We start from the raw sequence: 12708 nt of genomic DNA, 5'->3' as shown, positions 1-12708 counted from the left end.
CTGTCGCAGCCTTCAACCGTTTTCAGCGTTTCTTTATACTGTCCGGGCGCTGAAATTGACTGGCTTCCGAAAATATAAGGCAATTCGCTTTCGCAAACTGAATCTGTCAGGCTTATGCTGTACGATGGGTTAACAAGCAGGTTAATAGTAACAGTACTGTCACAACCATATTGGCTTTGGAAAGTTTCGGTGTAGATACCGCTTGTTGTTAATTGCTGTGTCCCGAAAATGTAAGGCGTTTCTGTAGAACAGATTTCTTTTTCTACTATCAAATCCGATTCCCGGAATAAGGCTGTTATTTCGGCATCGGTCAATTCTTTATTGTAGAACCTGACATCGTCGATAGCTCCCTGGAAATATTCTGCCCCCCGGCTTGCATAGCCAAATGTAAGTGGATTTGTAACACTGCCAAAAGGCCCGGAAGAGGTGGTTGTTTCGGCAATTAATTGCCCGTTGACATAAACCTTTCTGTGTGCTCCCGGATTATCGGCAGTTACCACAATGTGATACCAGTTGTTGGCTTGCAAAGGCTTGGTAGTGGTATTTAGAAAACCGTTGTATTCCCATTGAATATTGCCGTCAGACTGTACCCTCAACAAATAATTGGTTGCTGAAGTGTAATTGGATTTTCCAAATATCATTGCATTTTGAAGTACAGTTGGTTTAATCCAGCACGAAACGCTGAGTTCTCCTGTCCTATTTAGTCCATCTGAATGTGGTACATCGATTCCATCGTTGCCATCGAACAAATAAGCGCTGTTGGCATTCCCGTTCCGGTCTTCGACCAGGGTAGCTCCGTTGGCTATGCCGTTGTGCCCGTTTCCGCTTTCATCAAGAGCATTTCCATAAAAAGGGTAATAAGCAATAAGGTTCGTCGGATCAGGCATGTCCGACGATGCGTACACCGGGTGTATGGTTAAATTTAATTGAACGATACTGTCGCAACCGGTCACCGCAGGGAAGTTTGCGTAATAAGTTCCACTAGCGCTGAGTAATTGTGAGCCAAAATTATAAGGTATTTCATTAGCACAAATTTCGGCTTCAACCGGCGGAAGATTACTGCCCTCTGTTCCCTCGTAATCAAGTTGGATTTCTTCAGCAGAAAGCGCTTTGTTGTAAATTTTCAGTTCGTCGATTGCACCTTTAAAATAACCATCTGCTGAAAAATTACTTTTCCCGATGTATTGTGCGGTTCGGGTCAAAATATTGGGAACATTTGCATTGGTTTTATTGCCAATAAATGCACCGTTTTTATACACTTTTATTTCACCCTGGTCGTCAATGGTTGCTGCAAAATAATCCCACTGCCCCAAAGTAAGGGCCGGGGTATAATATTTAATTTCAGTACTGTTGTTATAGGTTGAAAAGAAAATGTTGCTTCCGGTTTGATAATTGGCAACAATGATGTTGTTGCTCGATGAGCCGTTACCCAGGTCAATAATGCGTGAATAATTATTAAACGCATCCCACCGTGCCCAGAAGGTGAAAGACATGGCACCACCGTTCTCCCAATCGCCTAAATCGATATAATCGTTTATACCATCGAAATAAAAGGCCTGGTTGGCATTCCCGTTGCGGTCGGAAGTTGGCAGGGCTTCGAAAACAGTTCCATCGTGCCCAAAAGTCCCGGCGTCAACAGCATCTCCATCAAGTGGATAATACGCAATTAAATTCTTCGGCGCTACTACTGAAACCCCGTAGCTCTGATTTACGGTAATGCTGGTATAAATGGTGCTGGAATTTCCACTACTGTTTTGTTTCAGTATGGCAGAAATTGAATAGTCACCTGCATTTGAGTAAGTATGATAAGCCTCTTCGGCAGTGGTATGCCCAATAACTGCCGTAGCATCTCCAAAATCCCAGTAAATGCTGTCTACGTCTATGGTTTCAGCTGTAAATGTTACCAGGCTTTGGGTACAGGCCGGATCGGTGCCGACTGTTATTGTACCGCGTGGATTATAATCCTGGGTGTACGGTTCGGTATAAGCGCTGCTCCATTGCCCGCTTGAGTCGCGGAACTGGAAAGAAATATCGTGTGTGCCGCCCGGCAACGACGAAACATCGATTAATTTGTCTATATCCAGTAATTTTACCGGTGTTGCCAAGGTAGTTTCAATGGCTGAACCAATCTGGTTGTCTGCCCAGTAACGGTAGCCCGTAATTTTATTTCCGGTAGCAATTACTTCATCTTTGTATTTACTGAAAAGCTCTGAATAAGCGGGGCTCCAAACGCCGGTTTCATCCTGAAAACGATAGGTTATAAGATGCAAGCCATCGGCCAGCGCCGAAACATTGAGTTGGGTGTTCAGCACATATTCTGCACCCGGTGTTATGGATGTTCTTTCTGCGCCTGAATTATCGCCGTCAATCCAGTATTCCACGGCCACCAGGTTGTGCATATTGGCTGCTGATTCAATCGGGTATTTAGCAAAGAACCGGCTGAATGCAGGGCTCCATTTTCCGCTTTCATCTTTAAAACGGATACTTACCTGGTGTAGCCCATCGTTTAAAGCTGTAGCATTCAGCAAAGTATTCAAATTAAGTTGAGAAGCTGAAGGTGCCGTGCCGGTATAAACAGTGGAATAATCGCCGTTGTACCAATATTGAAGTTCGGTAATTTCATGCAAATCAACTCCGTTCTCATCCGGGTATTTGGCAAAGAATTTTGAGTAGGCAGGGCTCCAGTTTCCGGCTTCGTCGCGAAAACGGGTACTAACATAATGCAATCCGTCTGTTAAACCGGAAACATCGAAATCGGTATCTAATGTCATTATAGAAGTTGTCGGAACCGAGCTGGTTTGAAGGTTTGAATAATCGCCGTCGTACCAATATTCCAGGCTTGTTATTTGGTGCAGTTGGGGCAATGTTTCGTGGTTTTCTTTGGTGAAGAACCATGAAGCAACCGGCCCCCATTTTCCACTTTTGTCTTTCATCCGGAAATTCACAAAATGAAAACCAATTCCCAATGAGGAAACATCGAGCATTTCGTTAATATTGAGCAAAGCTGTTGCAGCAAAACTATCCGACTTTTTGTTGGCATAATCGTTGTTAAACCAGTATTCCAACGCCACAATTTGTTGCAGCCCAGTTGAGGCTTCTTTTTTAAAGAAACGGATAAGCGGTGAGCCCCAAATCCCACGGTTGTCTTTAAAACGGAAGCTTACCGTGTGCAAACCGTTATTCAGGGAAGTTACATCGAGCAAAGTATTCCAATCGGCAGAAGCTCCCGAAGTTAATGATGTTTCAATTGTGGTGGAGTAATTACCATCAAACCAGTATTCCACATCAGTAACCAGGTTGATACCGGGCGATGTGTTAGGGTAATAAGTAAAGAACTTTGTGAGTACCGAGCCCCACACACCTCTGTCGTCCTGAAAGCGAAAGGTAACAGTGTGCAAACCCGGCTCAAAGGAACTAACATCTAACAAATCGGTATAATTCACAGATGAACCCGATACCGTTTGCCGGTTGGCTGTGGCGTAGTCGCTGTCGTACCAATACTCAACTTGTGTAATATTGGTTTGTGCCGACAACCACGCAGGCAGCAACAGCCAAATGAGTAAATATATTAATCGTCTCATGTTTATTTCTTTTTAGTTTAAACCGGGCGATTAGCGGCTTTGTGCCTCCGCATTAATATCTATTCCCAGTTCGTTGTTCACGGCCTGGGTGGCAATGTTTGCGGTGTTGATGTGCGGGTAGTACGGGATGGTTTTGTAAGGTGTTGCAGTTCCGTAAATTCCGGCGTTGGTGCCATCGGTAGCAGTGCCCGAAATACTTATACCGGAGGCTCCGCTTTGATCTGTGCCTGTTGAACCACCCTTCAGAGTGTAATCGTTTTCGTAAGCGAAAGTGTAAGGATTTACACTCTGCGAAACATCACTGTAAACATTCGCGGAGCCAACATTATAAATGTTGTTAAAACCATCGTTCCCATTTATATCCGTTACTGGCGTAAAGGGTAAACTTCCGGCAAATACATTGTTGTTTATTACACAACTAAATGAATTGTACAGGCCTCCTTCATATCCAAATACATTATCAACAAAAATACAACTTGTACACAAATAGATAACTCGATTTGATGAGCTAACATTTATACTGTTGTGTGAAAATTGGGATTGCACAAAATAATGGATACGGTTGAAGATTAGGGATTTTTCGATGAGACAGTTAATACCATAGTTCCCAAATAGTGTGTAAAGAACACATTCGCTAATTTGAAAATTGAGGTCGGGATTACCGGTTGTAACCGTTCTTAAAGATAGATTACTTAATACCCGGCATCGCTTCATCAGAATATTTTCGGCTTCATTGTCAGCACTGCCAAACGAAACTTCGGAAGTGAAAAATATTCCTTCAAATGAACTGTTATCGCAATTTCCGGTGAAATTGAGTGCTGAATTTATTCGGGTTTGCATAGTTGCCCCGGTTTCGGAAGGATAATGGCCATGACCCACCCAGTGCAGGGTTTTATCGATGGTAGTGTTTGTTATGGTAAAGCCTCCTCCTGGAATATATAGCGTATCTCCGGCCACTGCATTTGTAATAGCAGTATTAATGTTGTTGTATACCTCGGTTTTGGTTCCGTTCTGTACCACAAATTGCGCTTGTCCCCAACTTAAAGTTGCAAGGAATAAGAACGGAAGTATAATTATTTTTTTCATGATTTTCTGTATTTAAATTATTTCATATGAATAAGCCCCCTCTGCCTTCGTCATTTCCCCCTTGGGGGAGAAAACAGCCTTCTTTTTCCACTTTGGGCTTCTTTCTGTTTTAGCGTTCCTGTGCGACTACTTTAATTTGTACGCCCAGTTCGCCATTAACTGCATCGTTAACGATATTGGCCGATTGAATGTGCGGCGCATAAGGAACAGCGCCTTCTTTATAAGGAAGCGAAGTTCCGTAAACGCCCGGATCGGTTCCGTCGATTCCTGAGTTTTTGATGCTTACACCGGTTGTTCCGTCTTCGGCAGTGCCGGTTATATCATTTAAGTTATAATCATTTGCATAATCAAAGGTGTAGTTGTTTCCAACTATGCTTACATATAACCCTAATCCTGTGTTATATATATTACCTGAACTAGTAAAAGTTGATGTGGTAGAATTGAAGGGCATGCCGGACTGTTGAAAGATATTATTCTCAAAATTACAATTAGTTGTGCCACCATCAAAAGTAGCGTGATAAGAGAAAACATTATTAGTAAACTGGCAATTCTTACAGTTTCTAACCATACTACTGTGATTTACATTAAACGAGTTGTGATTAAAGGAAGACTGATAAAAATCGTACATCAGGCCAAATATTAGATTCTTCTCAAAACGAATATTCATTCCATTATTGGCATCAATATGAGCCAAAACCGATTCAAAAACCTGGACATTTAAATTCGGATAGCCACTGCTTACATCAGTAGTAGTTCTTAAAGTCAGGGTACTATTTACTCGGCAGCGTTTTATTATTACTCCAGTGCATTCATTGTCGTTAGAACCAAAGGTTACACTCGATTGGAAGAAGATACCCTCAAAAGTGCTGTTGTCGCAGTTTCCGCTAAAAGTTGGCGAACCCAGAATTTGGGTAAAGCCGGTGGCGCTTGTTGAATCAGGATAGTGTCCAACTCCGCGCCAGTGCAGGGTTTTATCAACCTGTGCTGAAATAGAAAAACCACCTCCCGGCAGGTAGATGGTATCTCCTGCAGAAGCGGCTTCAATGGCTGCGTTAATTTCGTCGAAAGTTTGTGCAGTACCATTTTGTACTACAAATTGTTTTTGGGCAAATGTTGTTATTGCCAAAAACAGGAACGGTAAAAAGTAAAGCTTTTTCATTTTTATAATTTTTAATTTTTGGTTTGTTTTTATTTCGGTATTTATTATGCCAGTTTACCCGGTTTGTTAAATTGTTTTCGCCCCGAAAGAATTACCATACAGGTATTAATCCCGGTATTTGGGGATAATCTTTGTGTTTTGTTTAAGCTGAGGATAAAAAATAATTGGCAGAACCTGGTGGCGGCACTTTCGATACAAGTATTTATCATTTCTTAAACAGGTTTTAAACAAAGTTATATTCAGGATAAAAACATTAATACCTATATTGTAAAAGCATTACCCATAAGGTACAATTAAGCGGGATTAGGAAAACAGATTGAATGAAGAATGAAGATTTAAGGTTGCAGAATGGTGAAGAAAGGAAAGGGAAAAGTTCTCCGGAAACAAGCCGGGGCGGGAGTTCAAAAAAACTTTGTCAACCAATGGCCAGTGACCAATAATGAAAGATACAATAATCAATAACCAATAATCAATAACCAATGGCCAGTGACCAATGACCAATAGTTTGAAAACTAATTGTTAAAGTTACAATTTGAACATGGCTTAAATATTTATTTTTGTAAAAAAACTGAAACAGATGCTTAGAGATTTGGTAGTTTATACTCCTATGTATGTTACTTTTTTCTGGTGTATCGTATTGCTTATCCCCAATAGTAAAAACAACCGGGCCAAGCATTTTCTTGGCTTTTTTATGTTGGCAGCTTTTTTATTGTATTTATGCCATGCCATTTTTTTTAAAGGGTTGTTTAAGGCCTATTTGTGGATGGATCCTGTTTACACTTTTGTTTCTTTGTCGGTTTACCCCCTTTACTATTGGTATATAAAACTCCTTTCAATAGAAACAGCTTACAAGTGGTATAACCTGCGCATGCTTCTTCCTGCTGCCATTTTATTTTGTTGTTCTGTTGGCGCTTATTTGCTTATGACTTCTGCCGAACAAGATTATTACCTAACTTCTTTTCTTCTAAAAAAGCAGGGTTTTCAATCCGGTTCTTTTGCGGTATTGCTTCAGGAGATTTTTTATGTAAGCGGACGAATAATTTTTATTATCCAGGTTTTTTTCTTCCTTATCCATGGGCGAAATCTTATACTACGTTACAATTCAAAAATTGCAAACTTTTATTCTAACCTTAACAACAGAACCATTCTTTGGGTAAAAACACTATTGTACTCGCTGGTATTAACCTCGGGCATGAGTATTATCTTTACGATTATTGGAAGAACGCAATTTATGGATTCGACTGTTATACTGTTTATCCCTTCCAGTATTTTTAGTATTTTATTATTTTTTATAGGCTTGCAGGGCTATATGCAAAACCATACAGTAGTTGATTTTCTGGTAGAAGAAAACATGGATGCAGAAATAAGCAGCAATAAAGTATTTAACCAGGATAAGTTAAAAAGAAAGTTGCTGGAACTTTTTGCTGAACAAAAACCTTACCGGAACATGGAGCTTAAAATTACACAGGTATCGAAAGAATTATCAACAAACCGTACATATGTATCCAACCTTATCAACAATGAGTTTTTATGCTCTTTTAGCGATTTTGTAAATAATTACCGGGTTGATGAGGCGAAAGAATTGCTTGCTGACCCAGCTTACGATTGCCGTTCTCTCGAATCAGTTGCCGAGTTGGTTGGCTTTGGGTCGTTAAATACCTTCATCAGGGTATTTAAGCAAACTGTGGGAGTGACCCCCGGACGCTACAGGAGCAAAATAGTGCAGGCGAAAAAGTCCTCTCCGACTCCCCCGAAGGGGAAGGTTTTGTAAATTATAATACCAATTGTCAAATAAAAAACAGGAACCGCCCGGCTCCTGTTTTTATTTATAAGTGTTATGTTGTTTTTATTTTTCCAGCTCTTTCCAGGCCAGTGCGCTAGCTCCAACAATGGCAGCGTCGCCAGGTTTCAACTCCGATGGAAGAATCTTGATCTTTTCTTTAAAAATAGGAAGCAAGTGTTTTTCCATGTGTTTTTTAGTTGGTTTAAAAATGTAATCGCCGGCAGCAGTTGGTCCGCCAAACAGGAATACTGCTTCAGGGCTCAGGTGGTGAACCGTGTCGGCCAAACCTTGTCCTAACCATGCACCGGTTTTTTCAAATACTTCCAACGCAATTTTATCGCCTTTTTCAGCAGCGTCGTAAATCATTTTCGAGTCCAACTCGTTAAACGATTTGTCGGCCAAAATACTGTCGGTAGCATTGTACTGAACCATCAATTCAAAAGCAGTACGTTTCATTCCGGGAGCCGAACAATAAGCTTCTAAGTGGCCCAGTGCAGTACATCCGCACAAACGTCCGCCGGGAATTAATGTAGTGTGGCCACATTCGCCTGCAAAACCATCGTGACCATAAACCAGGTCGCCGTTTACAACAATACCACTACCCACGCCGGTACCAAGTGTGAACATTACAAAGTTTTTCATGTCTTTGGCACCACCGTAAATCATTTCACCAATGGCTGCCGCATTTGCGTCGTTTGTAAGCGCAAGTGCTTCCATGTCAGGGAAATGTGCACGAAGTAGTTCTACCAAACGAACCACTCCTTTAAACGAAAGGTTTGGAGCATATTCAATTGTTCCGCTGTAGTAATTACCGTTTGGAGCGCCAATTCCTATACCGAAAACTTCTAAATTTTCATTCAATAACTTAACTGATTTGATCAGTTCTTTAATGGCCGCTGCCAAATCTGAGATGTATTGGTCGATATCGCCATGTGAAGGTGTCGAAATATTGTCTTTTACCATCACATTTCCGTCAGCGTCAACAACGCCAATGGCAGTATTTGTTCCGCCAATATCAACTCCAATTGCTACTTTCTTCATTTTATTATGTTTATTAATTTAGATTTTGTCTGTTTTTTCTGTGTGTTAGCAAAATTAAAAATATTATGCAATTGGCGGGGGTGTGGGCATAGGTTTATAGCTATTTATTTTGAATTCAGTTAAGCTTTAACGTTTTTTAAGATGAATCTGAAATTCAGATCACAAAACAACGATGAATTTTAATCGTACCTTTGTCCGCTGTGCAGATTATGAGAACAGTTGGTAAAGCAATTTTGAAGTTTTTGGGGTGGATACTATTGATTCCGATTTATATTTACCGATACGGAATATCGCCACTTACTCCGGCATCGTGCCGGCATATTCCTACGTGTTCGGAATATGCGGTAAAGGCCATAAAGATTCATGGTCCGTTTAAGGGATTTGTATTAACAGTCAGGCGACTTTCAAAATGTCATCCGTGGGGAACGCATGGTTACGACCCCGTTCCGCCTAAAGAACCGGGGGCGAAAAAGTTTTAGAACGATTCCGTTTATTTATTCCAAAACATAAAACTAAATTTGTGGAACATTGTTAAAATGAGACACTAAAAAATACATTAATGAAAAGAACCATCCTTTTATTGGTTTTGGCTACTTTGTTTGCATCGTGCGGGAACCAAAAGAAAGCAGATAAAAGTGCCGCGGCCGACGTTGTAACAGTGAGTATTTTACCCCAAAAAACCTTTGTAGAGAAAATTGCAGGCGATGATTTTGAAGTAAACCTGCTTATTCCGCCCGGATCGAGCCCGGCAGCCTATACGCTTTTACCCTCGCAGTTGAAAGATATTTCGCGTTCGGCCATTTGGTTTCGTATTGGTTACATTGGTTTCGAACATTCATGGGCCGATAAAATTGAGCAGGCCAACACCAAAATGAAGGTGGTAAATATTTCGGAAGGACTGGATTTAATTGCCGACAAAATGGAGCAACACGGCGACCATGTTCATATTGATGGTGTTGATCCGCATGTGTGGCTTTCGCCAACAATGGTAAAACAAATGGCAAAGGTAATCCTCGACGAACTTTCGGCGCTAAAACCTGAAAAGGCTGCTGATTATCAGCGCAATTATATGCGTTTTGCAGAGGAATGCGACCAGTTGAATAGCGATCTTAAAAATCAACTGAAAGATTACGCCGGGCGAAAATTTATCGTTTTTCACCCGAGCCTTTCGTACTTTGCCCGCGAATATGGTTTGGAGCAGTACTCGCTCGAAAGCGGAGGAAAAGAACCTACGCCGCAACATCTGCGCGAAGTGGTTGATATTGCCAAAGCAGAAGGCATAAAAGTGGTTTACATTCAAAGTGAATTTGATCGGGAGCACGCACGTGTTTTTGCCGATGAAATTGGTGGCCAAATTGTTCAGGTGTGGCCGCTTAATCCCGAGTGGGAAGAAAACCTGAGAAGCATGACTCAAACTCTGATTGATAATTTTTAATGGATCCGTTAATTAAAATAGAAAATCTGTCGGTGGCTTACGATAAGGTGCCGGTGCTGGAAAATGTCAATCTCGAAATTCATGAGAATGATTTTCTGGGCGTTATCGGGCCCAACGGAGGAGGTAAAACAACTTTGCTAAAAGCCATTTTGGGATTGAAGAAACCGGAATCAGGGAAAATACATTTCTCGAAAGAAATGAGTGGCCGTAAAAAACCAATTGGCTACTTGCCACAGGTACGGCACATCGACCGGAAATTCCCGATTACTGTTTTCGATGTGGTACTTTCGGGAGGCATTATGCAAAATCGCCAAAACGCGAAGAGTATAGCAAAAGATAAAGCCGAAGCATTGCTCGAAGAAATGGGTGTTATCGGTATTCGTAACAAAGCCATTGGCGAACTGTCGGGCGGGCAAATGCAACGGGTGTTTTTATGTCGGGCCTTGCTGAGCGATCCGAAACTGCTTATCCTCGACGAGCCGGATACTTTTGTGGATAATCGTTTTGAAGGCGAACTTTACGAAAAGTTGGAGAAGCTGAATGAAGAGCTTGCCATTCTTTTGGTTTCGCACGATGTGGGAACTATTACCAGCTGCGTAAAATCTATCGCCTGTGTAAATAAGTACCTGCATTATCACCCGAGCAACGTAATTTCGCAGGAGCAGCTGGCCAACTATAACTGCCCGATTCAGATTATTTCGCATGGCGAAATCCCGCATACCGTTTTAAAGCACCATCATCAGTAATATGAGCGCAATACTAGAACTATTTTCATACGATTTTTTTCAGAAAGCATTTTTGGCCGCCGTGTTTGCCAGTATCTCGTGCGGAATTATCGGCGCATACATTGTTTCGCGTCGCATTGTGTTTATTAGTGGCGGAATAACGCATGCTTCGTTTGGCGGAATCGGCCTGGCTTTTTTCCTGGGATTTAACCCTTTGCTGGGAGCAGTTCTTTTTGCTGTTTTGTCGGCTTTAGGCATTCAGTTTTTTACCAAAGTGGCCGAAATTCGCGAAGATTCTTCCATTGCTATATGGTGGTCGCTGGGAATGGCGCTGGGCATTATTTTTGTTTTCCTCACACCCGGCTACACGCCAAACCTGATGAGTTACCTGTTTGGCAATATTCTTACAGTAACTACTTCCGAGCTTTGGTGGATGTTTATGCTGAACACGGTAATTGTACTATTCTTTGCCGTATTTTTGCGTAAAATTCTTTACATCGCTTTCGACGAAGAGTTTGCGCGTACTGCTGGTTTGCCGGTGGCTTTGTTCAACTACCTCATAATGGTGTTAATTGCACTAACTGTTGTGTTGAATATCAGGGTAGTGGGCATCATTCTTATTTTGTCGTTACTGACCATACCGCAGGCCACAGCCAATTTATTCACCAACGATTTTAAACGCCTGCTGGTGTATTCGTCGTTGTTTGCTTTTGTGGGTACAATTGCCGGTTTGTTTATTTCTTACTTTCTGAATATTCCTTCGGGAGCTGCTATTATTTTTACGCTGGTTGTTATTTTCGGACTACTTCGTTTGGTTAAGTCATTTGTGTAATGTTTGCGCCGAAAAAGGAGAAAATATACACCTGCCCAAACTGCAATTTTCAGTTTTCGAATCTCGATGTTCCGCGCATGTGCAGCAATTGTTTTGCCTGCACCGGATGCGAAATTTATATTTGCCCGCAGTGCGAACAGGAAGTGGTGATAAAGGCGGTGAAGAAAAGATCTGCAGGGACGTAGATAGTGAATTTCGTAGCAATCTACAGAAAAGCATATAAAAACAACTGCCCGCTCTGAATCATCAGGCGGGCAGTTTTATTTTATCGAGATCCGGTTGTTTAAACTGATTCCTTAAAATACTTTACCGTTCCAACTTTTAGTTCCATTGTGGCATCTTCGTCGCAAACAATAATGCCATTTGGGTGCATTTGCAGTGCCGACAAAGTCCACATGTGGTTAATACCATTTTCCACTACATTTTGCAGTGCGCGGGCTTTTTTGTATCCGTTTACCAAAACCAACACTTCTTTCGAGTCGAGCACAGTTTGCACACCAACTGTTAAAGCCTGTTTTGGCACCTGATTTAAGTCGTTATCGAAGAAACGCGAGTTGGCCATAATGGTGTCGTAGTTCAGATCGACCAAACGGGTGCGCGATTGAATCGACGATCCCGGAATATTAAATGCCAGGTGACCATCAGCGCCCATTCCGCCCATAAACAACTCAATGCCTCCGTACGATTCAATTTTAGCTTCGTAACGCTCGCATTCAGCGTTGAGGTCGGCTGCGTTTCCGTCAAGAATATTGATGTTCTCTTTTGGAATATCGATGTGATTAAAAAAGTTCTCGAACATAAAACTGTGGTAGCTTTCCGGATGGTCTTCGGAAATGCCCACGTATTCGTCCATGTTAAAAGTAACCACGTTTTTAAACGATACTTTTCCTTGCTGGTACAAGTCGATCAAAGCGTTGTAGGTTCCCAGCGGTGTTGATCCGGTTGGTAAACCCAGCACAAATGGTTTTTCTGCCGTTGGCGCAAAATCACTAATTCTTTCGGCAATATGGTTGGCAGCCCAAATGCTTAATTCGTCGTAGTTATTATGAATTACTAGTTTCATTAT

At 41.7% G+C, this 12708-nt stretch carries 10 protein-coding genes; 5 read left to right on the top strand and 5 right to left on the bottom strand.

What is annotated here, in order from left to right:
* The 3 genes from BMW53_RS07200 to BMW53_RS07190 form a co-directional block, all read right to left on the bottom strand.
* Positions 1–3581: LamG-like jellyroll fold domain-containing protein (locus BMW53_RS07200; RefSeq protein ID WP_217642903.1), on the bottom strand; the 3581-nt coding region annotated here is incomplete at its 3' end.
* A 30-nt stretch (positions 3582–3611) separates the two neighbouring features.
* On the bottom strand, positions 3612–4667 hold the full coding sequence (locus tag BMW53_RS07195; protein ID WP_038557082.1) for a hypothetical protein: 1056 nt from the start codon (positions 4665–4667) through the stop codon (positions 3612–3614).
* A 109-nt stretch (positions 4668–4776) separates the two neighbouring features.
* Entirely contained in the window at positions 4777–5826 is a 1050-nt protein-coding gene (locus BMW53_RS07190; protein WP_038557079.1) for a hypothetical protein, read from the bottom strand.
* Between the two features lie 577 nt (positions 5827–6403).
* On the opposite strand from BMW53_RS07190, the gene BMW53_RS07180 reads away from it, so the two are divergent.
* Positions 6404–7597, top strand: coding sequence for a helix-turn-helix domain-containing protein (locus BMW53_RS07180; RefSeq protein ID WP_081804790.1), 1194 nt, complete (start codon positions 6404–6406; stop codon positions 7595–7597).
* 75 nt (positions 7598–7672) lie between these two features.
* Here the strand turns inward: BMW53_RS07180 and BMW53_RS07175 are convergent, their stop codons facing one another.
* On the bottom strand, positions 7673–8650 hold the full coding sequence (locus tag BMW53_RS07175; protein ID WP_038557071.1) for an ROK family protein: 978 nt from the start codon (positions 8648–8650) through the stop codon (positions 7673–7675).
* 209 nt (positions 8651–8859) lie between these two features.
* Here BMW53_RS07175 and yidD point away from each other — a divergent pair, with 209 nt between their 5' ends.
* The 4 genes from yidD to BMW53_RS07155 all read left to right on the top strand — a co-directional run bounded on the left by yidD (position 8860) and on the right by BMW53_RS07155 (position 11642).
* Positions 8860–9129 (top strand): membrane protein insertion efficiency factor YidD, encoded by a 270-nt coding sequence (gene yidD, locus BMW53_RS07170; RefSeq protein WP_139178053.1) that lies wholly within the window; start codon positions 8860–8862, stop codon positions 9127–9129.
* 80 nt (positions 9130–9209) lie between these two features.
* A complete protein-coding gene (locus BMW53_RS07165; protein WP_051567688.1) occupies positions 9210–10085 on the top strand; it encodes a metal ABC transporter solute-binding protein, Zn/Mn family in 876 nt (291 codons plus the stop codon).
* The gene (locus BMW53_RS07160; protein ID WP_038557069.1) at positions 10085–10831 is read left to right on the top strand and encodes a metal ABC transporter ATP-binding protein; all 747 of its coding nucleotides are present in this window, start codon (positions 10085–10087) and stop codon (positions 10829–10831) included. Before BMW53_RS07165 ends, BMW53_RS07160 begins: the two co-directional genes overlap by 1 nt.
* Position 10832: 1 nt before the next feature.
* Positions 10833–11642, top strand: a complete 810-nt coding sequence (locus BMW53_RS07155) for a metal ABC transporter permease (protein ID WP_038557067.1) — start codon at positions 10833–10835, stop codon at positions 11640–11642.
* Positions 11643–11925: 283 nt separating this feature from the next.
* On the opposite strand, the gene nagB is transcribed toward BMW53_RS07155, so the two are convergent.
* A complete protein-coding gene (nagB, locus tag BMW53_RS07145; RefSeq protein ID WP_038557063.1) occupies positions 11926–12705 on the bottom strand; it encodes a glucosamine-6-phosphate deaminase in 780 nt (259 codons plus the stop codon).
* Positions 12706–12708: the final 3 nt, after the last annotated feature.

Origin of the sequence: Draconibacterium orientale (assembly GCF_900111425.1) — a bacterium.
GTDB lineage: Bacteria > Bacteroidota > Bacteroidia > Bacteroidales > Prolixibacteraceae > Draconibacterium > Draconibacterium orientale.
This window is presented reverse-complemented; position numbering and strand designations above follow the sequence as displayed.